General features: G+C 65.4%; 11 protein-coding genes. 1 reads left to right on the top strand and 10 read right to left on the bottom strand.

The genetic code is table 11. The features are described from left to right. Positions 1–214: 214 nt before the first annotated feature. From ACLH0I_RS14015 to gspG, 9 genes are all read right to left on the bottom strand, one after another. Entirely contained in the window at positions 215–12,676 is a 12,462-nt protein-coding gene (locus tag ACLH0I_RS14015) for a filamentous haemagglutinin family protein (RefSeq protein ID WP_411387398.1), read from the bottom strand. Positions 12,677–12,955: 279 nt separating this feature from the next. Then, positions 12,956–14,137: a substrate-binding domain-containing protein gene (locus tag ACLH0I_RS14010; protein ID WP_411387397.1), complete on the bottom strand. Its 1,182-nt coding sequence runs from the start codon at positions 14,135–14,137 to the stop codon at positions 12,956–12,958. Positions 14,138–14,653: 516 nt separating this feature from the next. Further along, entirely contained in the window at positions 14,654–15,865 is a 1,212-nt protein-coding gene (gspF, locus tag ACLH0I_RS14005; RefSeq protein ID WP_411387396.1) for a type II secretion system inner membrane protein GspF, read from the bottom strand. Continuing rightward, entirely contained in the window at positions 15,865–17,283 is a 1,419-nt protein-coding gene (gspE, locus tag ACLH0I_RS14000) for a type II secretion system ATPase GspE (RefSeq protein ID WP_411387395.1), read from the bottom strand. The genes gspF and gspE overlap by 1 nt, the downstream gene beginning before the upstream one ends. Before the next feature lie 175 nt (positions 17,284–17,458). Next, complete coding sequence (gene gspD, locus ACLH0I_RS13995) at positions 17,459–19,825, bottom strand: type II secretion system secretin GspD (RefSeq protein ID WP_411387394.1); 2,367 nt, start codon at positions 19,823–19,825, stop codon at positions 17,459–17,461. Further along, the gene (gene gspM, locus ACLH0I_RS13990; protein ID WP_411387393.1) at positions 19,822–20,391 is read right to left on the bottom strand and encodes a type II secretion system protein GspM; all 570 of its coding nucleotides are present in this window, start codon (positions 20,389–20,391) and stop codon (positions 19,822–19,824) included. The genes gspD and gspM overlap by 4 nt, the downstream gene beginning before the upstream one ends. Further along, complete coding sequence (gene gspL / locus ACLH0I_RS13985) at positions 20,384–21,556, bottom strand: type II secretion system protein GspL (protein WP_411387392.1); 1,173 nt, start codon at positions 21,554–21,556, stop codon at positions 20,384–20,386. Before gspL ends, gspM begins: the two co-directional genes overlap by 8 nt. Then, the gene (gene gspK / locus ACLH0I_RS13980; RefSeq protein ID WP_411387391.1) at positions 21,553–22,539 is read right to left on the bottom strand and encodes a type II secretion system minor pseudopilin GspK; all 987 of its coding nucleotides are present in this window, start codon (positions 22,537–22,539) and stop codon (positions 21,553–21,555) included. The genes gspL and gspK overlap by 4 nt, the downstream gene beginning before the upstream one ends. Positions 22,540–22,547: 8 nt before the next feature. Next, the gene (gspG, locus tag ACLH0I_RS13975) at positions 22,548–22,997 is read right to left on the bottom strand and encodes a type II secretion system major pseudopilin GspG (RefSeq protein ID WP_186704911.1); all 450 of its coding nucleotides are present in this window, start codon (positions 22,995–22,997) and stop codon (positions 22,548–22,550) included. A gap of 148 nt (positions 22,998–23,145) precedes the next feature. On the opposite strand from gspG, the gene gspI reads away from it, so the two are divergent. Next, positions 23,146–23,520, top strand: a complete 375-nt coding sequence (gene gspI, locus ACLH0I_RS13970) for a type II secretion system minor pseudopilin GspI (RefSeq protein WP_250965117.1) — start codon at positions 23,146–23,148, stop codon at positions 23,518–23,520. A 131-nt stretch (positions 23,521–23,651) separates the two neighbouring features. On the opposite strand, the gene ACLH0I_RS13965 is transcribed toward gspI, so the two are convergent. Further along, positions 23,652–24,095: a type II secretion system protein N gene (locus ACLH0I_RS13965; RefSeq protein WP_411387390.1), complete on the bottom strand. Its 444-nt coding sequence runs from the start codon at positions 24,093–24,095 to the stop codon at positions 23,652–23,654. Positions 24,096–24,135 lie beyond the last annotated feature (40 nt).

The following is a 24,135-nucleotide window of genomic DNA, read 5'->3' as shown; positions in this document are numbered from 1 at the left end:
ACCCAATAACCCTGTGGGAGCGAGCTTGCTCGCGAAGGCGGTGGTTCAGTTTGCATACAGGTTGGCTGTGCCGCCGCCATCGCGAGCAAGCTCGCTCCCACACTGAGACCTGCGGTGCATGCAAAAGCTCATGAACACCGCAGTCCCCCCTGTGGGAGCGAGCTTGCTCGCGATGGGGCCAGCACTGCCAACATCACCGCAAGCTGAATTCCCCCTACAAACTCAACCGCCCCCGTTCCTCCTCTGTCAGCCGCTGGCGGCTCTGTTCATCCAAAGGCCCCGCGCCCAGGACCTGGACCGGGCTGGCCGGGTCGTAGGCCCGTGGGGCTTCGCGGCTGGCGCCATCGCGGGACGGGGCCAGTTGCTCGGAACCAAAGCTCACCACCTGCACGGTGAACACCGACGCCTGGTTCTGCCGCGCGGCGTTCTGTTGCTGACGGGCGACATCCTCAGCCGCCTGCGTCGCCGAAGACGCCGCCGAACTGGCCGAGGTGATGGCCCCGGTGTTCACCGAAGCCGCCAACGGCACGCCGGTGGACTTGCCCTGGGTCTGGATGTTGGCCGCGTTCACCACGGTCAAGGCCGCGATGTTGACGTTGCCCGACACCCGGATCCCCGCCTCGCCCGCATCGATGGTGCCCAGCGGGGCGATCAGGTCGATATCCCCAGGTGACACTTCAGCAATCGGGTTGAGGGTGGCGATACCCGCGCCGGTACTCGGTACCGATGGCGACAGGGTGACGTTGCCCCAAGTGTCATACACGCGCCTTGGCGGCGTATAGACCACCGTCGTCTTCGAACCGCGCCCGGCGTTGATATCGCCCCCGGCCGACCAGCCGAGGATCGACCCGCCAAAGGTGGTCATGATCCGGCTCTGGCCCAGCAAAATGCTGCCTTGGGCGTACAACTGAATGTCACCCCGGCCTTGGGTGATGACCCCGGCCGAGGCCGGTGGCGCGTCACCTTCGATCCCGAATACCTGCTGCCCGCCCGGGGTCAGCACCTGGATATCGCCGCCAAAGTCAGTGTGGATCCCCGAACCGCCGTAGAGCGTGATGTCACCGTCGTAGCGAATGGTGTTGCCCGCCACATCCTTGCTGGGGAACAGCGCGGCAATCGCCTCACGCCCCCGGCGGTAACTGCCACTGCGCTCGCCACCGACGGTGTTGTATTCGCGCCCCCCGGCCTTGAGTTCGGCGAAGTAGATCTGCCGGGCGAAGACGTTCTGCTGTTCCGTCGGCAGGCCGGCGAAAAACGCCAGAGCCTGGTCTTCGCCAGCGCTGTAGCCGAAGCGTTGACTCAGCCACTGGTTCAGTTCGCCGCGATAATCTTTCAGCGCCGCGCCTGGTTGCAGGTAACGCGCCAGCAAACCCCGATAATTCGGGCCCTGGGGGCCAGCCCCGGCAATCAGCGCGATCGAGGCGCCACCGTCACGGACCTGCGCCGCCGGGTCGACATTGCCAATGCTGTTGAAACCGCTCTCCTGATACAACTGCCCCACGCCCGGGCCCGACCCGTACAGGTTGCGCCCGGCACTGACCTCCAGCAGGCCGGGACCGGCAATATTAAAGGTGCTCAGGCGGATGTCGCGCCCCGCGGAAACCTGGGAAATTTCATCGCTTCGACTGTGCACGATCAAGTTACCGGTGGATTGCCCGCCAGCCGAACCACTGACGGCAGCAGGCACATCAGTCGCGGTGTTCAACGGCAAACCGGAGTTGACAATGTCACGCCCGGCCATCACCCGCAGCGGGCCGCTGCCTTCGTAGCGCACCTCGTCACCCGACGCTGGATAACGAATCACTTCGCCGGTCCGCAGGCCGACGATATCGCCCTTCACCGCATAAAAACGCACCGGCTCGCGCCGGGTATACGGCTGGACGCTGAAGGTATTGGCGCCAAAACTGAATAACGGGAATTCGCTCGGCGCGACATAGACCCCAGTGCCGTAATTATCATAGTTCGGATTGCTGTTGATTCCGCTGTAGCCGGCGAAGGCCGGGCGCAACGGACTGGACAACAGGGCCGGATCGGCCCCCGACTGCGTGACCGCATAACCGCCGGCATAAATTGAATCGGCGGCGATCAGTTGCAACTCGGCATTGGCCGAGGGCGCGGTCATCAACGAGAACCCCGATGCCACGTCACTGACGCCACGGGCCGATGGTCCGTAGTAAAGGCTGCCATTGGCGGCGACGGCCCGCAGGATCGAGGGGTAGACAAAACGTCCGCCGGAGACTGAGGCATTGAGACCGGCCAGTTTTTCAATGGCGACGATGGGCGTCAGGTTACCGCCGACACTGAACAGGTCGATGGCGGTATTGCCGGTCCACAAGGAGAATTGGCTCAGGCCGCCGCCACTGCGATAGGCACCTTCGCGGTCGGTGTAGCCGGTGGAGTTCTGCATCAGCACCCGTCCCGGATCGCCCACCCCTTGCAACACCAGGTCGCCACGGCTGTCCAGGCTGACGCCGGCATCCCCCGGCATCAGGGTCACGCCGCCGCGAGCGGTGGCCATGGTGGAAACGTAAGCGTCATAGGCCCGGGACTCTTTCGGATCCTGGAAAGCGCCATAGCTGCCGTAGGTCAGGCCCAACGCCCCGATCGCTCCAGCCTGCAACTGCAATGAACCGCGCAGGTTGGCCAGCATCCCGTTCAGATCAGCCGCCGCGCTGACACTCTCTCGTGCCGCCTGGGAAGGGTTGAGTTCACCGCCGATGCGCAACCGCAGGTCGCCGCCACCGGTCAACACCAGGCTGCCATCGGCGGCAACCCGGCCACTGCTGCCCACGGCCAGCACCAGCCCCTGGCTGCGCTCCACATCGGCGCCCAGGACACCGAGTTGCTGGGAAATCAAGCCGGCGTCGCCGCCCACATCGACGCTCAGGTTGCCGCCGCCCAGCGTGCCGATCCCGGTAAAGCCCGTCAGGTAGGGATCACCCGCCTCGGTGGAGGGCTGCTGGGCGAAGGTGCCGAAGTTGATCCACCAGGCGGTGGGGATTTGCGCGGCCGGATCGGCCGTGGTGCCTGTGCCTTGGCGCCATAACCAGTTGCCCATTGCCGCAGACGTGTTCTGTGCCCCACTGCCGACGTTTCTCTTGGAGAACGAATCGCCGTGCAGGTCACCGCCCACCGTCAGCTTGAGGTTACCGCCTTGCTCCGGGTACCAGGCCTGGTAAGCGCCACCGGTGGTGAGCGATTCATAGGCGGCACCCGCAGCACCCAGCACACTGCCATCGGGCTGTCGGCCACGGGCCTGCTGATAGGGGTCGTTGGCGCCCGGCGCCAACGAGGCCGACTGGGTGCCGGCGGTGTAGACCCCGAATAGCGACCGCATAGTGAAGTCACCGGCACTGAGCAACTCCAGATCGCCGGTCCCGGTGCGCAAGACACTGAACAGCTGGCTGCCAGGAGTGACCTTGGTGCGGATCGGCTCCGGGGGGTTGTCGGGAACCACAGCCAACACGCACCAGTCAGGAAACCAGGTGCAGAAATCCAGCGCATCAGGCGGCACAGGCTCCCCTGGTACACCATAATTGTTGGTCGGAGACCAGACCAAAACCGTTTTGGGCGGTGCCGGCATGCACGCATCGGGAACCCAGGTGCAGAATTCCAACTCCTCAGGTAGCACTGGTTCTCCCGGCACTCCAAAGTTGCTGCCCGGCGCCCAGACCAGCCCCGTGCCGCCACCTCCTCCACCGCCACCCCCGGTCTGCTCGCGCTTGGCCAGGTAATGCCCATCGGCCAATTGCAAACTGCCCGCCTCTGCATGAGGGCGGGTGATGCGGGTATCAGCCGCCTCGGTATCGGCCCCCGCCACCCAACGCATCGACCAGGATTGCGAGCCGTCCGGCAGCAGGCTTGCGACCGCCCAATTTCGGCCCTGGATACCGTTATCGACCGGGCGCAATTCGATCAGGTCGACCCCCTCGGCCAGCTTGACGTCGGTACCGGAAGGAATCAGCGCGCCAGTGCCCAACGCCAGGGCGCTACGCAACGTCAGCCCGCTGCCCGGCACTGGGACCCCCTTGGGCCAGGTGCCGTCCTTGACGGTAATGCCCATCGACAGGCGGGTACCGGCTTCCAGGCGCGTGTCGACCGGCAAGCTGACCGCCTCTTTGAGCAAGGTGCCAGCGGCATACAGGAGGTTGCCGCTGGCATCGCGGATGGCGGCCTGCAACAGCGTACCCGCGGGCAGGTTCAGCGCCTCGCCCAGGCTCAGTGTGGTCGGCAGCTCAAGCCCCGCCGGCAGGCTGCCGCCCTTGAAGGGCACGTCATAGTTGAGCAGGCTGCCGGCCGGATACAGGGTGCCCTCGGCCAATTCGACACCGGCCCCCGGCACCACCAGGTCAGCACCGAACGGCTGTTTCCCGCTGATCAGCAACCAGCCATTGCCATCGGTGCGCAACGTCGGGTCGCCGGCGTCTGGCGGCGCGAAACCATCGTTGATGCTGCCATAGATGTTCAGGTTGCCACTGGCGCGCACCACCAGGTTGCCCGCCTCGCCGGAGCCATACACATCGGTCTTTTGCGTATGGCGGTTGAGGCTGGCGTAGCGATAACCGGAAAGGTCCAGATCACCCTGCACCACCAGGTCGCCGTCCGGCGTCTTGCTGAGGATCTCCACGCCGGGCCGCAGGTGCAGCGCATCGGCGTAAGTGGCATTGTTCAGGCCGGCCAGCTTGCCGTTGATGAGATTGCCGTTGTTCAGCGCGGCATTGATGAACGCCTCGCTGTCGCCGTGTTTGTCGTTCAGGTAGCCTTGATCGATCACTTGATAAGGCCGCCCATCCACCGCCGGCGCGGTGCCGTCACGGGCATCGGTATAACGGGCAATCGCATTGACGCTGATGGAGCGCGCGCCGAGCACCGACAAGTTTCCAGAGGCATCAATGGCGATATCACCGTACCGCGGATCATCGACCCGCAGCCGCGGGGCATTGAGCTCCAGGGTGCCACGGGCCCGGCCGTCATATTGTCCCGGGCCATTGCCCAGCGGCGCGCCGGTGCCGTGGCGCAGGTCCAGGCGCGCACCGCTGGCCAGGGTCAACTGGCCGTCCCCGGAGTTGAGTTCGATCAGCGCCCGGTTGGGGCTGTCGATGATCTTGCCGTAGCTGTCGACCCGCAAAATGCTGCCGTGGGTATCGAGCAGCGCGCTGCCGGCGACAGTCAGCCCGTGTTTCGCCGCCAGACGGATACTCCCGACCGCTTGCCCGCTGGCATCGACAGTGCCGAGCACGGTCAGGCTGCCGTTGTCCACCGAGACATTGATGGCATTGGCCTTGAGTTCGTTGCCGATCACCAGGTCGCCTTGCTTGAGTTGGAAGCTGCGCGAACCAAACACTTGGTCACGGTTCAGCCGCCCGTTCAGCGCAGCGAAATCCCCCAGGGTTTGCCCGCGCAGGTCCACCGCGCCGCTGGCATAGGGCACCAAGGTGCCGCCGGCGTTATAGGTGCCGGTGGCGGAACCGAGGATGCGGCCTTGCAGGTCGATCAGGCCGGCACCGGGGTCGAGGGCGATCGCACTGAGCAGGCCGGCGTGGTTGTTGCGGGCGCTGAGGTCGACGGTCGAACCGGCGGCCTGACGGATATTGCCGGTGCGGCTGTCGAGGAACAGATCACCGCCCCAACTGTATTTGCGCACATCGTTGAGCACCACCTCGCGCCCGGCCAGGTCGATCCGGGCGTTGTCACCCAGCACCACGTCGCCACTGGCGCCGAGGGTGAGCTTGCCGCTGGGCAGGCGGACCGTGCCGTCGAGCAACAGGCTGCCGGCCTGTAGCTGCAACTCAGCCCCCAGCGCCGCGTTGTCGACGGCTGCGGCCGACACCCCGGCAATACCCGCCACCGTCAGCGCGCCACCGGCGGTGATGCGGTTGACCGAGCCTGCCTCGCCGGTCCACAGCGGTGTGTTCACCCGCAGGTCGCCGCCGCTGTAGCTGTAGCCTTTGCCGCTGACGTAGTCGCCACGGGACTGGTACACCTGCAACGCGCCTTTGTGGTTGGCGGTGATGCGCTGGCTGGCGGTGAGGTTGACCTGGCTGAAGCCCAGCGTGAGGCGCTGCGGGTTGTCGAGGTTGTTGGCCTGGGCATTCGGGCCGTAACCGAATTCCAGCACCTGGGCCTGGATATCCAGCACCCCGCTGCCGTTGCCAGGTCCGGCCAGCAGCGGCGCGCCGGCCGGCGTCAGCGCACCGTTCCACACCAGGGTGCCGGTGCGAATGCTGGCATGGTCACCGGCCGCGCCGTAGCCGTAGATCGCCGGCGTGCCGAGGACCAGCCGCTGGAGGCTGGACTTGCCCGTCAAGGGGTCCAGGGTGCTGAGCTCGACGCTTTCGTAGAAGTTCACCGAATCCCGGGCATTGAGCACCAGGTTTTCCAGGGCGGGCGCGCCCTTGAGGCGATCGCCGCGCAGCAGGCGGTCAAGCACCTGCTGGTTGAGGGTCAGCCCCTTGGGCAGCGCCTGGCGTTGTTGGGCCGCCGCCAGCGCCTGGGCCGAACCGATGTTGATCGCACCCACCGCCAGCGTCAGGTTGCGCGTGCCGAAACGCACCGACTCATCGAGGTTGAAGACATTGTCGGTCGCCGCGGTGATGGTGCCTTGGGAATAGAGTTCGGTGGTGCCGCTGCATTGCCCGCTATCACACTGGCCGATCAGGATCGAGCCCGGACCATCGGTGCCCGCGCTTGCGGTAGGCGGTAGCACATCGAGCCAGCCATTGGACACCGCCAGCAGGCTGTTCTGGCCTGGGTTGTAGACGAAACCGCTGCGGGAGTCGAACGGTGTGCTGCCTTGACCCAGGGTATTGATGCTCGCCCCCTGCTCCACCACGATGGCGCCGGCCTTGCCATTGGTGGCGAGGAACACCTCACCGGCCTTGAGACCGCTGCCCTGGCGCAGAATGATGTCGGACAGCGTCGAGTTGAAGGTCACCAGATTGCCGCCCTGGCCGTAGCTGACGCCGGGCAGCGTGCCAATCGACAGGCGCGGAGCCTGCAAGGCATTCAATGCCTGATCATAGAGCGAGGCGCCGGCGAAACCCGCCGTGGCCTGTTGACCGACCGGCAGCACTTCGAGGCGGGCGGTGTCGGCAAAAACGCCGACGCTGCCGCCCAGGCCGCCCTCGGCCGGTTTGAAACGGGCCGTTCCGTTGAATCGGAATGTCTCGGCGGGGTCGCCCACCCCTTTGAACTTGAGCTTGAGGGTCTTGCCATCGGCCTCGATCATCGGCCGCGGCACGCCTTTGAGCGCGGCGTCGGCCTTGGCGAACGCTGCGTAGCCGGTTTCGTTGTATTGCGAATAACGCCGCAGCACGGCCGCCGAGGTCAGGATCACTTGGCTGGACAGCGCATCGCGAATATTGCTGTGGGCAATCGACAGCCCTCCCGAGGTGGCCCAGGAGCCGTTACGCATGGCCAGGCTGCTGGCCATTTTCCCACTGTCGGCCAAGCCATTGAGTTCGACCCGGAACGCCCCCGGCAACAAGGCATAAGTCGAGGGCAGCAAGGTGTAGGTGCCCGCCGGCAGGCCTGGAACACCCGCGTCCAGGGTAATGCGCTGGCCGATCAGCGGATCGCGCGCCCCGGCCTCCCCTGACGGCGGCGCGTAGCCGCGCTGGTCGCCGGGGACGATGGCGTACACCGGGTTGGTGTCCAACCCCGGCAGTACCAGGCTACCGTCCGCACCGATCTGCACCAACGGGTTGTAGCGCGCGTCGGTAGAGCCGCCCCGCCCGGAAATGAAACCGGCGCCGGCCAGTTCGCCGCCACCGGACAGATCTAGCATGGCACCGGGTTGCACGTCGATGCTGTGGCCGATCATCGAGACGCCCACCGACAACACGTTGACCGACGTGCTGCCCCCCGCGCCGATCAATTGGACGTCCTTGCCGTTGTAGCGATAGGACAAGCCGTCGACCGTGCCGCCATAAGGCATGTTCAAACCGGCCCCGCTGACCGACGTGACACTGCCCGGCAACAACTTCAAGGTCTGGATATCGCCCCCTTCTTCGCCCAGGCTGAGCAGCCCCAACGGCGCCCGCAGCACGCCGCCCTGCAATAAGATACCGGCGTCCAGGCTCAGCGAACCGAACACCGAATACGGTTGGGCCGGCAGCGTGTCGGTGGTACGCCCGATCCGCAGGGTCGAGTCGGCGGTGGTCTTGACCCGCGCCGTGGCCCCCGTCGTCGGATAGATCTGCGCCGCCAGCAGGGTCAGGTCGGCGTTGCTGAGCAGTTGTGTGGCCGTACTCTCGATATTCAGCGGCGTGCCGCCAAGAAAACGCAGGTCGCCCCGGCTGCTCAACTGCGCCTGGGCAAAACCGCGGCGATCGACCTCCAGGGCCGGGCCCTGCTGGCGCGCCAGCACGCCATGGGCGCCCAGGGTCAGGACATCGCGAAGGTCCAGCAGATCGGCGTTGACCTGCAATTGGGCGGCGCTGTCCTGCACCGACAGGCCACCCTGGATAGTCGGGCGTACATGCACGTCGGCGCCTCGCGCCGCGGCCCCCGCCAGACGCACATAAGGGGCGTTCAAGGCTATTCGGCTGTCACCCGGCGCGCCCTCGGCCAGCGCCAGGGAGCCGGTATAGATCTGCAGGCTCTGCGCCAGGTTCAGGTTCACATCACCGGCAAACGACAGGATGCCGTTGCTGAGCAAGGTCAGGTTGGCGAACCCACCGCGGCTGACTTTATCGACGTCCAAGCGGCCCTGGCCGTAGCTCATCAGGCCATCGGTGGCAGCGCTGCCGGTGCCCCGGGACAGGATCAACTCACGCGGCACCCGCACCTGATCGTCCACCGTCGAGCGATCGTACAGCGGGGTTTCCAGCGCCACCGACAGGCTGCCACCGGCAGCGCCCACACCGCCGGAAGCCGCCTGGAACTCGCCGTCCAGACGCAAGCCATTGTTCGAACTCAAGGCGATGCTCCCGCCCGCGCTGCTCAGCGTCGTGGCGCCTTGGCCACGGATATCCAGCTCGGCCTGGGCGCCGTTGGCCAACAGCCGCGCGCCCTGCTTCACCACCACGAACAGGTCCGGCGCGCTGGCCGTGCCTTTGTCGGTGTCGACGCTGCCACCGATGACAATGCTGCCGGCGTCATCCACCCGGCCGTAACGCCGGTTCTGGGCATCCACTGCCGTGAACGCGCGGGCCGAGACGTCCAGCCGTGCATGCTCACCCAACAGGATCGAACGCTGATGGGGACGTTCGACCACCGGAATATCCGCCAGCCCCGCCGGCTTGATCTGGGTCAGCAGGATTTTCCCACCCCAGGCATCGAGTTGCCCGTCGACGCTCAACTGGCCGACGCTGGCCAGGCTCAGAGTGCTGCCTGGATCGACGCTGATCCGCGCGCCCGTACCGACCACCAGCGCCGCCGTTTCCCGCTCGCTGGCAGTGGACAGGATGCTGCCGGCCTGCAGGCTCAAGTTCGCGCCCTTGCGCTGGCTCAACACGCCTTTGATCGCATCCTGCTGGTACAGCTCAGGGGTCCAGAGCGACAACAGCGTCTGCGGGTCACTGCCGGTCGCTGCGTCCTGAAGGTTATCGCCAAAGTGGTACACCGGCATGCTGACGTCCAGCTGGGTGCCATCGCTGACGGTCAGTCCCTGGTTACCGGTAATGTCGTAGGCCGAGAAGCCCTTGTTGAAGAAGTCATTGCCCAACACCAGGCCGGCGTCGGCGTCCGCCACTGGGTGGTCGCTGAGGGTCACCTTGCCGGCCTGCACGCTCAGGCGTCCGCCGCCATTGACCCCATGGCCGCGCAGCTCACCGTCGAGGCTCAGCACCCCTTCGCCGGCGGACGTATTGGCGTTGGCCGCCAGGGTCAGGTTACCGCCCTTGCCACCCCGTTGCTTGCCATCGGCCAGCAGCGCGGCGCCCGATGAAACATCGATCAGGCTGCCGCTCGCCAGCGTCAGGTCGCCGCTGCTGCGCAGGGACACGTTGCCGCCATTGAGGAACGGCAGCGCGCTGCTGTCATTCGGATTGTGCAGTTGATTGCTCCAGAGGCCACGGGTATCGAGGGTCACGCCCTTGCCCACGCGAACGGCGGCGCGACTGCCGTCAACGGCATCGATCCGGGTGTCCTCGACCCGGGCGCTCTCACTGATTTGCTGCAACACGTTGCCCAGGGCAATCTCGCCGCCCCGCGCCGTCAGGTTGGCGTCGACCTGGACCTGCGGCCCGTGCAGGGTAATGCTGCCGGCCGGCGCGACCTGCAGGTCTCCTTCGACCTTGATGCTGCCGGTGGCGGCGATCTTCACGGCGCCAAGGCCGAAGCCGTTGAGCTGTTCACTGTTCAGGTACAGGCGGCCTTCGCGTCCTTCAGCCACGATGTCCTGGAGCCCCATTCCGGCCGCGAGGGATTGATCCTCGGTCCCGAGGACGATGTCCTGCAGCGTGCCGGCATTGGCGCGCAAGGCGTATTGCAGGGTACCGCTGCTTTTCACGTAGTGAGGCACGTAGTTGCCAACGATCAGTTGCGCGCCACGGGCCACAGCCTTCGCCGACTGGTTGTAACCGTCCAGCCCGACCTGGGCGGCCTGCACCTGGCGGTCGCTCTGGAAGGTGTCGCCGACCACCTGGCCTTCCAGCACGGCGTTGCGTGTGCCGATCACCAGGGAGCCGGCGTCGCGACCGACGCTGTAGCCCTGCTCGAAACGCTCCCGGGGTGCGATCAGCGGACTGTAGTAGAACCGGCTCTGGCCCCAACGCGTACTGTGATCCTCGTAACCCTGGTACACCCCTTCATAGAGGATGTCGCCAGGGGCGCTGGAGATTTCATACAGTCGCCCGTTCGCACCCTTGAGCCAGCTTTGCTTGACCATGCCGGACTGCACATCGAGGGTGCCGCCGGACAGGTTGATCTGCGAGCCCTTCTGCGTCACCACATCGTTACCGCTGAAGGACACCGTACCGCCCTGGGCCATCCACTCACCCACGCTGTGCACGCGGGTGCCCAGGTAGCCGCCGACCTCCAGCAGGCCACCGGCGGTGTACCAGCGATCCGTCGCGTAGCCGTTGGTGCCGGCGGGCACGAACACCAGGTCGCGGGTGTCGACCCACACGTCCTTGCTGTTCAGGCCGCCCTTGTCGCGGTTGCCAGGGGCGTCGCGCTGTTCGTTGCCCTGGACGTTGATCTTGATGCTGTTGGATTCCATCGCCACCTTGACGCCCAACGCACCGGACACGTCAATGATCGCACCATCGCCGACCCGACTGCGCTGGGTCGCGCGGACGCCGACCTGGCCACCGCTGGCGAGGGTGATCGAGCCTTTCTGGAAGTCGACGGTGCCGGCGCTGTCGATGGCGATCAACGACTGGTCGCGGCGATAGCCGTCGACCGCGACGATAGGCGAAGTGTTGGCACTGGACGGTTGCAGCAGACCGTTGCGCTGGCTGTCCAGGGCACTGCTGCTATCGAGCAGGATCGCACTGGTGGCGCCCTCGCCCAGGGTCACGCTGCGACTGGCGGTCAGGTGCAGGGTGCCGCGTGAATCCACCGAGGTACTGGCCAGCGCCACGCCGTTTTGCCGCACGTCCTGGCCGGTCAGGCTCACGTCGCCCAATGCTGCCTGCAGCAGGCCGCTGTTGCTGACTTCGCCCGTGCCGCTGGCGACCACCTGATTGCCGCGCACCGACGATTGCGCATTACCGTCGGTGCCTTGGCCTTTCTTGATCACGAAATCACTGCCGGCGGCCAGCGCGACCTGGCCCTTCTGGGCGCTGATGGTCCCGGCATTGTCCACTTCGTTGCCCAGCAACAGCACATAACCGCCACCGGCGGTGGAGCTGGCAGGCGCGTGGGTTTCGATCCGCGCGCCCTGCTCGACCCGCACCTTGCCGCCGGCGTTGGTGAAGGTCGGCGCCGCGCCGGGGCTGTATAGGCCATTGTTCTTGAACTGGTTGTCGTCGAACGCGGTGGCGGCCGCCACCAGGTTGCGCACGTTGATCTGGCTGCTGCCGCTGAAAACGATGCCGTTCTGGTTGAGGATCAACACCGTGCCATTGGCCTTGATCGCACCTTGGACCTGGCTCGGCGCGGTCGCGTTATTGACCCGATTGAGCACCGCCCAGTCGGCGTTCTGCTGGAAATTGACGGTGGTATCGCGCCCGACGTTGAAAGTGTCCCAGTTGATGATCGCCTTGTCGGCCGTCTGCTTGATCGAGACCTGGGTCTTGCCGCCCGCCTCGGTCTGCACCGGCGCCTCGACGTTGCTGAAGACCGGTTTGCCATCGGCGCCGATCACCAGGTTCAGGCCATTGCCACCCAGGCCGTTATGAATGGTTTGCGGGTTGGCGAAGGCTGACGCACGGCCCGCCGCCTGCAAGGCCTGCTGCGCGGCGATCGCCGCCACCGTGTTGTTGAGGTTGCTCAGCGAACGCTGCAATTGCTGGTTGGCCGTCTGCTGTTGCGCCAGCGGTGGCGGCGCGCCTGGAACCTGCCCGCCCGGGCGAGCGGCATGAGTAGCCTGGGCCGCGCCCTTGGCGGCAAACCAGCTCGAACTGAAAGCCGCCGGCTGCGCGGCCTGGGCCGTGCCCGTGAGCACCAACAGGCCAATGGCCTGAGCCAGGGGGGTCAGGTACAACGCGCCCTGCTCCAGTACCGAGCGAGAGGATCCAGGGGCGAAGCCGCGAGGCGTCGGTTTCGAAGTTTTTTTAGACAGACGCATCACTATCCGATCCTTTTCCCAAAGCACAGAGTTAGGTCACACAGCCGCCCCGAGGTGGCCGTATCGATACCTGATAGGCGGTTACAACGGTGCGCGACCGAACGCTTGTCATACAAAGTTCATCTGCGTGCCGGCCGGGCAGCGAAATCATCTGGAACAGCGAAGCGCGCAGGGTTTTCAGGCGCAGAAAAACAACATCGGCAGCGCCAACCTGGCCGCTATCGATGCTGTTTTCAGAGTGGCCACATCCTGTGGCCGAAGGTGCTTCCTGCGTGCGGCTTACAAACGACCTTTGCCGTTGCAGACGCTGATGTTGGCAATATCCAGGCCGTCGCCATAGGCGTTGTCGAGGAAGGTTTTCTTGATTTCGCCAGCCAGGTTGGTCGGTGTTGCGCTGGTGCCAGGGACGATGGCGAAGGCGTGGGCGTTGATGACGGTGTTTTTGGTGCCGGTGTACAGGCTGGTCAGGAAGTTGCGGATGGCGGTGGCATCGGCAGCGGTCTTGTAGCACTGACCCACGAGCAGGTTGGTGTAGCCCACGATCGGGTACTGGTTGGCGCCAGTGGGAACAGCGGTGTCATTGGCGGCGGAACCGAAGGTAGGGACCCACTTCAATGGGTTGGCACGATCGGCAGCGGTAGCCGGGACTGGAGCGGTACCCAGGGCGGCGGTGGTGTTGGCCAGGCTTGGCAGTGGCGCGGTGCCGGCGGCTACGGCGTTTTTGCTGACGCGAGCAACCACGGCGTTGTTGTTGGGAGAAACAAAGTCAGGGCTGACATAACCGATGGCGCCATCGGTGGCGTTGACTGCGGTCACGATGTCAGCGCTGCCGGCAACGGCCTGCCAGTTGGCAGGCTCGGCACCCAGGTTGGCCGTGGTAAAGGTGCTGCTGACGCCGAACTTGGTAGGGCAGGAATCGTTCAGGAAGCGGGCGAACAATTCGGTGGTGCCGCTGCTGCCGGAACGGTAGATGACCTTGATCGGGGTGGCGTCGCTGTTACCCAGGATCGGGCCCCAGGTGGTCACGGTGCCGGAGAAAATGTTGCACAGTTGGGCGCCGGTCAATTGCAGGGTCGTGGTGCCGCTTTTCTTGTACGGGACGGTCACCGAAGTGCCTACCGATGGAATCTGGATCAGTTTGCCGAAGGTGGCACCGAAGGCGTTGTTGTAGTTGGTCAGTTCAGTCTGGCTGATGACCGAGTCGCTACCGGCGAAATCGACCGGGGTACCGGCAGGCTGGCTGATCGAAGCGGGTGCGTTGGTCAGGAAAGCGGTCTTGCCGGCGCCGCTGCCGACACCGGTGTAGCTGAAGTCTGTCGGCAACAGACGTGGCAGAGGCGAAGCGCCGTTGTAGAGTCTCTCAGGCAGGGTGGCACCGCCACCGACAACCGCGGCCATCGATTGGGCCGAAGCCAGGGCGGCTACTGCCAGGGACGCTGCGATCATAGTGCGCTTAAACATGAAGAATCTCCTTTCGTCGTGTTCGTACGTAGGTTGAGTGACGCATGCTTGCCGTCATGGCGCTCGGTCCTGTGCCGATGGCGATGGGGTGAGGCCATGGGTTAGAAATTCGCAGCTTCCGGTGACAGATAAAGGAAAAAACCTCGGGAGTTGAGGGCTGTTTTCAGGGTGTTTTTCTCGGGTGTTCGAGGGCTCTGGATCGTGGGTTCAGGCGGGTTTCACTATTGAGCCCGGCATGGTGGGAGTGGAGGTCGCGGCGGGTGGTTGCCTGGCGAGCAAACATGACAGAACGAGGAACCCGAGTTTGGCGTGGGCAAGGCTCGGGAGATGTCTGATGCATTGAAAAAAATTTTGCCGATCAGCTTTTGTGGCGAGGGAGCTTGCTCCCGCTGGGTTGCGAAGCGACCCCAAACAGGTCCAACGCGATCCGCCTGATGTACCGGGGTATCAGGTTTTGGGGCTGCTGCGCAGCCCAGCGGGAGCAAGCTCCCTCGCCACGGTTTTTTGCGCGGCGGGCTATTGAACCAACTGGTTGATCTCGATAATCGGCAACAACACCGCCATGACAATCACCAGCACCACGCCGCCCATGACCACGATCATCAACGGCTCCAACAATGCGGTCATGCCCATGGCGCGGCGTTCGATGTCGCGGGACAGGGTTTGCGCGGCGCGTTCGAGCATCGGTGGCAGGCAGCCGGTTTTCTCGCCGCTAGCGATCAGGTGGATCAGCACCGGGGGGAAGACTTTTTCCACCCGCAGCGCCGCCGCCAAATTGACCCCTTCGCGGACCTTGGCCGTGGCCTCGCTGACGCTCTGGCTCAGGCGTTCGTTGGACAGCGTCTGGCGTGCGGCCTCGAGGGCTCGCAGCAACGGCACCCCTGCTCCGCCGAGAATTGCCAGGGTCGAGGCAAAGCGCGCGGTGTTGAGGCCCAGTACAAAACGCCCGATCAGCGGCAGGCGCAACACCCGTGCGTGCCAGTTCAACCGTGCCGCCGGTTTGCGCAGGTACAGCCGCCAACTCCAGAAACCGCCTGCCAACACCCCAAAACACAACCAGCCCCAGGCGCGAATGAAGTCACTGGCCGTGAGCATCGCCACGGTCAGCCCGGGCAGGTCTTGCCGGGCCTGGGAGAACGCGCTGACCACCTGGGGCACCACATAGCTGAGCAGGAAAATCACGATGGCGACCGACACCAGCCCCACCACCCCGGGATAGATGAACGCCGTGAGAATCTTGCCCCGCAAGTTGTTGCGCTCTTCGATGTAATCGGCCAGCCGCTCCATCACCTGGGCCAGGTCACCGGACTCTTCGCCCGCGGCAATCAGCGCCCGATAGATTTCCGGAAAGTCCCGCGGCCGCGCCGCCAGGGCTTCGGCCAGGCGCATGCCGCTGCGCACATCGGCGCGCACCGCACTCAGGGTCTGGGCGATGTGCTTGCGCTCGGCCTGTTCCACAGTGGCGCTCAACGCCGCTTCCAGCGGCAGGCTAGCTCCCAGCAGGCTCGCCAGTTGACGGGTGGCCCAGGCCAGGTCGTTGTCCGAAAGCTTAGCGCTGAACAAACCACCGCCGCTGGTCTGCGCCGTGTTGCGCTCGAGCTGCACCTGCAACGCGGTCAAGCCGCGACTGCGCAACAGATTGAAAGCGGCGCCCTGACTGTCGGCTTCCAAGTGCCCAGACTCGATTTTGCCCTGGGCGTCGGCGGCCTCGAAACGGTAGCGATTCATCAGGCGTCCCGTGTTACGCGCAGGATTTCTTCAGGGGCCGTGGTGCCACTGCGCACCCAGCGCTCACCGTCCTCGCGCATGCTGAACATGCCGGCCTGGCGGGCGGCGGCGCGCAGTGCCTGCTCCCCTGCCCCTTGGTGGATCAGCGTGCGGATGTCGTCGTCGATGCAGAACAATTCATGGATACCCGTGCGGCCGCTGTAGCCGGTCTGGTTACAGGTTGGGCACCCCACCGGACGCCAGGTGCCGGGCGTCGCCGGGTCGGGTTGCTTGCACTGCGGGCAGAGCCTGCGCACCAGTCGCTGGGCCAGCACGCCGAGCATCGACGAAGCCAGCAGGAATGGCTCGACGCCCATGTCGATCAAGCGGTTGATGGCCGACACCGCGTCGTTGGTGTGCAACGTCGCCAGCACCAAGTGACCGGTCAGGGAGGCCTGTACGGCGATTTGCGCGGTTTCCAGGTCGCGGATTTCACCGATCATGATGATGTCCGGGTCCTGGCGCAGGATCGCCCGCAACGCCAGGGCGAAGGTCATGTCGATCTTGGCGTTGACCTGGATCTGGCTGATGCCCGGCAGGTCGTATTCCACCGGGTCCTCCACGGTGAGGATGTTATGGACGCTGGCGTCCAGCCGGGCCAGGGCGGCGTAGAGGCTGGTGGTTTTGCCACTGCCGGTGGGGCCAGTGACCAGGACGATGCCGTGGGGCTGGCGGATGAGGTGATCGAGCTTGCCCAGCACGCCCGGGTCCATCCCCAGGGTTTCCAGCTGCAGGCGTCCGGCCTGCTTGTCCAGCAAGCGCATCACCACCCGCTCGCCATGGCCGGTGGGCACCGTCGAGACGCGGATATCGATCGGGCGCCCGGCCACACGCAGGGCGATCCGGCCGTCCTGGGGCAGGCGTTTTTCGGCGATGTCGAGCTGGGCCATGATCTTGATCCGCGACACCAGCGCACCGTGCAGCGCCTTGCGCGGCGAAACCACATCCCGCAGGGTGCCGTCGACGCGGTAGCGCACCACCGAATGGCTCTCGTAGGGTTCGATGTGGATGTCGCTGGCCTCGTCCCGGGCAGCCTGGGTCAGCAAGGCGTTGATCATGCGGATCACCGGCGCGCCGTCCTGGGTGTCCAGCAGGTCGGTGATCTCGGGAATGTCCTGCATCAACCGGTCGAGGTCGACTTCGTTTTCCGCCGCACCCACGACTGCGGCAGCGCTGCCGGTGTCGGCATAGGCGCTGTTGAGCAAGCCATCGAGCTCATCGTCGCGCACCCGTTCCAGCCGCACCTCGCCGAACTGACGGCGCACTTCACTGATGGACCAGCCCGGCGTGGACGGGCATACCATCAACACCGCGCCGTCTTCGCACTGGTGCAACACCAGGCGCTGGGCCTTGGCCCAGGCGTATGGGAGGGTGGTCATGCCAACACCTCCTCTATGACTGACATGGCCCCTGTGGCGAGGGAGCTTGCTCCCGCTGGGTTGCGAAGCGACCCCAAACAGGTTGAATGCGATCTGCCTGACGCACCGAGGCGCCAGGTTTCGGGTCTGCTGCGCAGCCCAGCGGGAGCAAGCTCCCTCGCCACAGGTTGAATGCTCATTGTCCAACCGGCTCCGTTGCCGGCACCGCCTTGATCACCGCCCTGGGCGTTTGCAGGCTCACCGGCGCGGCGCCCGGAATCGCCCGGGCCGAGGCTGGCAGTTGCGGCGCCTGGACGTCCGGCAGTGCCCAGCTGCGCTCCGGTTGCAGCAGGCCCTGGGCGCGGCGCATGAAGTCGTAGCGATTGAGGGTGATGCCGCGCCCCGCCGCCGTGTCGCGGATGATATAAGGCCGCAGGAACACCATCAGATTGGTCTTGGTGACCTGCCGCCGTTCGTTGCGAAACAGCGCGCCGATCCCGGGAATGGTCGACAGCCACGGCACCGCGTCGTTGCTCTGGCTGTAACCATCCTGCAGCAGCCCGCCCAGGACCATGATCTGCCCGTCGTCGAGCAGGATGCTGGTGTCGATGGCGCGCTTGTTGGTGACGATGCCCGTGGTACTCGAAGCGCGATTGTCGACGCTGCTGACTTCCTGATAGATATCGAGCTTGACCGTCCCGCCTTCGGAAATCTGCGGCCGGACGTTGAGCTTCAAGCCCACCTCTTCACGAGTCACGGTCTGGAACGGGTTGTTGCTGGTACCGCCCCCGCCGGTGACATAGCTGCCGCTGACAAACGGAATGGTCTGGCCAACGAAAATACTCGCCGCTTCGTTGTCCAGGGTCAGCAGGTTCGGCGTCGACAGCACGTTGGTGCCGCCCTTGCTCTTCAAGGCCCGGGCCAGGACCTTGAGGTCGAGGATCTTGCCGATGCCGGGAATGTCCACGGTGCCGTTGACCAAGCCCAGGTTCAGGCCCTGGGGCAACACGTCGATGCTGGTCTTGCCATTGAGGTTGAGCCCCGTGCCGCCGAGATTGACCCCGCCGATCACGCCGCTGCCGCCAAGGTTGCCGGTCTGCCATTGCACACCGAACTCGCTGGCGTCGTCCTCGCCGACCTCGACGATCAGGCTCTCGATCACCACTTGGGCGCGACGCTGGTCCAGCAGGTCGATGACTTCCCGCAGGTTGCGGTACAGCGGGTCCGGCGCGGAGATCAGCAAGGTGTTGGTGGTGGCGTCGGCCTGGATGGTCACGCCGCCGGCGCTGAAGGCGGTGCCCTGCTCACTGTTCGTCGACGTCGTGCTGGTGGAACCGTTGCTGCCCTGGGCGTAGCCATTGCCGCTGCTCGACACACTGCCGCTGGTGGTGCTGCTGGTGCCGTCGCCACTGCTGCCCTGCCCGCCCTGGCCGTTGGTGCTGGCGCCCATGCCGCTGAGCACCGAGCGCGAATTGTCGTTGCCCTCGCCTTCGCTTTCCCCGGTGAGCAAGCCGCGCAGGGCCTGGGCCAGTTTGCGGGCCTGGGCGTTGCGCAGGTACACCACGTGCAGGTTGCTCGGGTTGTTCTGGGCGTTGTCGAGTTTGTAGATCAGGTTGCGCGCCAGCTCCGTGCGCTCGGGGCTGCCGGCGCGAATGATGATGGAATTGGAGCGCGGGTCGCCAATCACGTTGATCTTCTGGGTCTGGTCGCCGCCCTGGGTTTCCAGCAGGTCAGAGACCATTTGCGCGATGTCGACGGCGATGCCGTTGTGGATGGGCACCACGTCGGTGTCGATGGCACTGGGGGTGTCGATGCCTTCGATGAGCTGCGCCACCCGCGACAGGTTCTCGGCGTAATCGGTTACGACAATGGTGTTGTTGCCCGGGTAGGCATTGATCGGGTTGTTCGGCGACACGATCGGGCGCAGCACCGGGATCAGGTTCACGGCGTTTTCGTATTGCAGGCGGAAGGTGCGGGTCAGCATGCCGTTGCCGGCCGGTTTGTCGGCGCTGTAGATCGGCCCACCCAGCAGCTTGGCATCCGCCTCCGGCACCACCTGGGCCACGCCGCCGACGTCGACCACGCTGAAACCTTGCATGCGCAGCGCGGCCAGCAGCATGTCGTAGGCCTGGTGGGCCGGGACCTGGCCCTCGGAGACCAGCGTCAGGTTGCCCTTGACCCGCGGGTCCACCAGGAACTGTTGGCCGGTGGAACGGGACAAGGCCCGCACCACCGCCTGGATGTCCGCCTCGACGAAATTCAGCGTCACCGGTTGATCCCCCAGGGGCGTGCGCGCCGGCGCATTGCCGCGCGGCTCTCGGGCACGGGCGGTGAGGTCGACTTGATGCCGCACTGCCGGCTTGCGTTCACGCCCGTCCTGGGCCCGCTGGCGATCGAGCAATGCATCGCCGCTGCGCTGGGTACTTCCCAACGGAATCCCCAGTTCGCTGTCCACCAGCAACGGTGGCTGCGACGCGGGCGGCGTGCTATTGCAGGCACTCAACGCCAGCAACAACAGCGGTGCAGCCTTGCGCCAATGACGTGGGTATCGGGCCCCTTTCATGAAGCTTCCTTAGCGCTATGCGCCTGATCCATGCGAACGGTTCCGGACAAGGTGCCGGCGCTGTTGTCGTGGTTGTCGAGGGTGTCGGTATTGGCCGGGACGGAACGCTGCAAACGAGCCTCGATCACCTCCAGGGAAAATTGCCGTGGGTTACCCAGCAGCCAACTGATGACCGCCTCCGCCGGGGCCTGGTCGAACGTAAGCTGCCAGGCACCGGGACCCTCGGACATTTGCAATTGGTAGTGCTGGCTCAAGCCGCTGGCGTCCAGGCTCTGGCGCAAGGCGGCTTCGAAGGGCTGGTCTTGGGCAGGCCCCGCGACGTCACGCAACAGCACCTCAAGGGCTTCGGTCTGTGAGCGCAGCTTCGGGGTTTCGGTTTGCCAATAGGCGATGGTCTTCAGCGGCGGCTGGATCAGTGCGAGCCAGACCAGACAGCCACCCAACACCAGCGCAGCCAGGGCCACGGCGGCTTGTTCGCGGGCGGCAAGCCCCTGCCAGAAGGTGCGCAATTGCGTGCGAAAGGTTTGCCAACGGACCCGCGCCAGGGCCAGGGAGTGCTTATTCATCGTCGGCGTCCGGGGTTTCGTCGGGGGCGTCCTGGCCCGCTGGCGCCACGCGCAGGACCCAGCCCTGGTCGACGGCGGCGATGTCGATGCCGGCCTGGGCCAGGGGGATTTTCCAATCATCGTCGGCGGCGGGCTTCTGCGCCTCGGCCACGACATTCAGGCGCAACTCACCGTTATCGAACGCCAGCGCCTGGACATTGCCGCTCATGAACGGCATGGCGCTGCCCGCTTGCTGCACCAGGCTGGCAAAGCGTTGGGCCGGGTCAGTCGCCGCGCCGCTCTGGCGTGCTGCGATTTGCTGGCGCGCCTGCTGCAGCGGGTTGAGGATCACCGGCAATTCGGGAAACGCCTGCTTCACCCGCTGGCTCATCTGCGCCTTGAGCCGTTGGCCTTGGGCCGCTTCACGGGCGGCGTAAAGGTTCAGCCCGACCACCCACACCGCCAGCGCTGTCGCGCAGATCGCCGCCGCCCGGCCCCAACCACCGCGCTCGGCCGCGCTGCGGGACAGGCCGGCATGCAAGCCCCAACCCGGCGCAGGGCCAGTCCAGCGTTGGCTGTCAGCCAAGGTGTCGAGGGAAGATTGCGGTGGAACTTCACCCACCCAATGCAGCCCGCTCCCCATCTCCAACAGCCACTCGTCCAGCGCCTCTTCCTGCAACGGTTGCACCACGGCGTGCTGCAGGCCATGGCGCACCAGCAGATGACCGTCCTCGATGCAGGCCACCGGCCCCGGCAGCACCGGCAAGGCGTAGGCCGCCGGGTAGAGGCCACTTAGCTTCAAGCCGGCCTGCTGCACCAGCCGCCCCAGGTGGGCGAGGGATTCACGGTCCAGCCAGGCGATCTGCACCTGTCCGTCGACGTCACGCGGACCGTGGGCCACCTGCATGTGTTCGCTGGCACCGAGCATCAAGGCCTGGGCCGCGCACGTCACCGCTGCGGTGATCTTGGCCGCCGGCAACAGCGGCAACTCCAGGCGAGTCAGCAGGCTGTCGCGAGGGTGAAGGAAACATTCCACTGAAAGATTTTTACCGCCCTGGCCCAACGCCCGCAGGCTGCTATGGCCTTGCTCGCGGACCTGGCCCTGGCGATCCAGCCAGGCAAACGCCACCACGCTGTCGAGATTCAGGCTGGCCAACGGCGCCAGGCCGATGCGCAAGCGGGTCATACGCCCACCCTTGACCAGATCACCTGGGGCAAGCGGTCCTCGCTGCGTTGCAGCAACGCCTCCAGTTCAACCCGGCGCTGACCACTGCGCGCCTGGCCCCGCAGGCGAAACCAGTCGCTGGTGATACCGACCTTGACGTTGGCGGTGTCCAATTCGGGCATGCGCAGGCGATTGACGAAATCCCCGCGGTTGATAAACCAGTGGCCACCGTCGCGTTCCCTGACCAGCGACTCGGCCCGTTGCAGCGACAGCCCTGGCACGTAGGCGGCCAACACTGGGGCGCTGGCGGTGTTGCCATTGATCCAGGTATTGGCCGGCAAGATCGTCACGTAGGGCGCCAGGGTGTCCAGCAACCGAGGGGTGACGCCCTTGACACTGCGCAAGTCTTGCAAAGTGCGCAGCATCGGGCGCGTCGGTGAAAGCGGCTTGTTGGCGGCCAACGGCGACGTTTCGCGGCCACTGTCGAATGTATTGCCCTGTGGTGCCTGGTCCGACCGCTGCGGATTCAACAAGCGCGGATACGCCTCGACCACCCGTTCGACGATGCGTGTACGGACCGTCGCGGCCACGCCCAGCTGCTGGCACAGGCGTTCAAACGCCTGCACTTGTTCCTCGTCCACGCGCTCATTGACGACGAGGTTGCGCAGGTTGAACTTGCCTTGCTCGTCTTCCAACTGGCCTTCGAACGGCGTGTCGATTTGATCCGAACCCGGCATCACGATGGGTTTCGCCCAAGGTTGGCCGAAACGCGTCAGGGGATCGCGCTGACGGGCGTCCCAGAGCAATTGGCGACTCAGTTGCAAACCACCCTGCAAGCGCGCCGTACCCTGGACGCGCAACTGCTCCGCTTCCAGGCTGCGGGTGAACAGGGTCTGGCGGGTCAACATGCCGCCGGCGATCACCGCCACCACAGCGGCGATCAGCAAGGCACTGATCACCGCCATGCCGCGCTGCTTCGCCGCGAGGGGCGAATCCGTTCGCATCACGGCCCTTATAACTGCCAGGAGCCAATGTCGGCATTCACGCCGTCGCCGTCAGGCTGGCCGTCGGCCCCCAGGGAAAAGATATCGACTTCACCGTTGGCACCGGGGTTGAGGTAGTTGTAGGGGCGTCCCCACGGATCATTGGGCAGGCGTTCGAGGTAGGAGCGCCAGGTGCCGTTTTTCGCATCGGCCGGTTTCTCCACCAGTACCTTGAGGCCCTGGTTCATGTTCGGGTAACTGCCGTGGTCCAGGCGGTACAGCTTCAAGGCTTGCATCAGGCCGCCAATGTCCTGTTTCGCTGCTGTTGCCCGCGCCTGGTCGGGACGGTCAAGCACCTTGGGCACCACCATCGCCGCCAGGATGCCGAGGATCACCACCACGACCATGATTTCGATCAGGGTGAAACCCAACTGCCCGCGAGGGCCTTGGGAACGGGCGTTGTAACGGGCGATCTGCATCTCGACGGTCCTTCGCTGGATTCGATTCGAGGCGCAGTGTTGCAAGAAAATATGTCAGTGATATTGAAATTGCTCAGGAGCTTGCGTCGTCAATCGGTCACGAACGCCGGCTAGCCTTGAAGGCTGCCCTCGCCCTAGAGCCCGTGCCATGCCACGCCCCGCTCCGCAAGCCGGCTTTACCCTGATCGAAGTGCTGGTGGCCCTGGCGATCATCGCCGTGGCCATGTCGGCCGCCGTGCGCGTGGCCGCCGTGATGACCCAGAGCAACGGTTTGCTGCGCGACAAGTCCATCGCCCTGCTCACCGCCCGCAGCCAACTGGCACAACTGCGTCTGGAAGGCGGTTCTGCCCCGGGCTCGAAAGTGTTCGAGTGCGACCAGGGGCGCTTGCGGCTGCGCTGCGAACAGACCCTGCGTCCGGCGGAAAACGGCCGGTTGCTGCGGGTTGAACTGAGCGTGTCGGACCGCACCCGTGAAGCACCGCCGTTGGCGCGGTTGGAGACGTTGGTCAGCCGGGAGAAATAAGGAGAGGCAATGCGATCCCCTGTGGCGAGGGAGCTTGCTCCCGCTCGGTTGCGCAGCGACCGCAGGATTTGGGGGCCGCTTCGCCCGAGACGTCGGACCGGCCCAGCGGGAGCAAGCTCCCTCGCCACAGGTCAGCGCTGACTTTCGGGCCGGGTTAGCGAGGGCAAACTCACTGAATCCGGCAACCGCGCCAGGACCAGCCGGGTCTGTTCGTTGCCGCGTTCGATGACCACCGCCTGCGCCTCGATCGCCACCAAGCGTACCCCTTGGGCCACGCGCTCACCCACCAGGAAACTGCGCGGCGGTCCGTCGTTGAGGCTGAGGATTGCCACGGAAGCGTGGCTGCCGGCCATCACGCCGCTGACCTTGATGTCCACCGGTGCCGGTTGGTTGGAGAACCATTGCAGCGCCGGGTTATCGGAACGCTCGGCCATGCGTTGCGGGGCGACGTCCGGCGTGCGCGACTCGGCCGACGTGAGCAGCAGCGACGACCAGGTCGCCACTCCGGCCAACGCCGCCAACAAGCCCACGACCTGGACGATTTGCGCCGGGGACACACGTTCGATGAACGCCATGGCCTGAATCTCCTTGTCTTGATTCCAGCTTGCAGCGTAC

The sequence above is a fragment of the Pseudomonas sp. MPB03 genome (assembly GCF_046605385.1).
GTDB classification, from domain to species: domain Bacteria; phylum Pseudomonadota; class Gammaproteobacteria; order Pseudomonadales; family Pseudomonadaceae; genus Aquipseudomonas; species Aquipseudomonas zanjanensis.
Note: the sequence above shows the minus strand (reverse complement) of the source record. Positions and strands in the feature narration are given on the sequence as shown.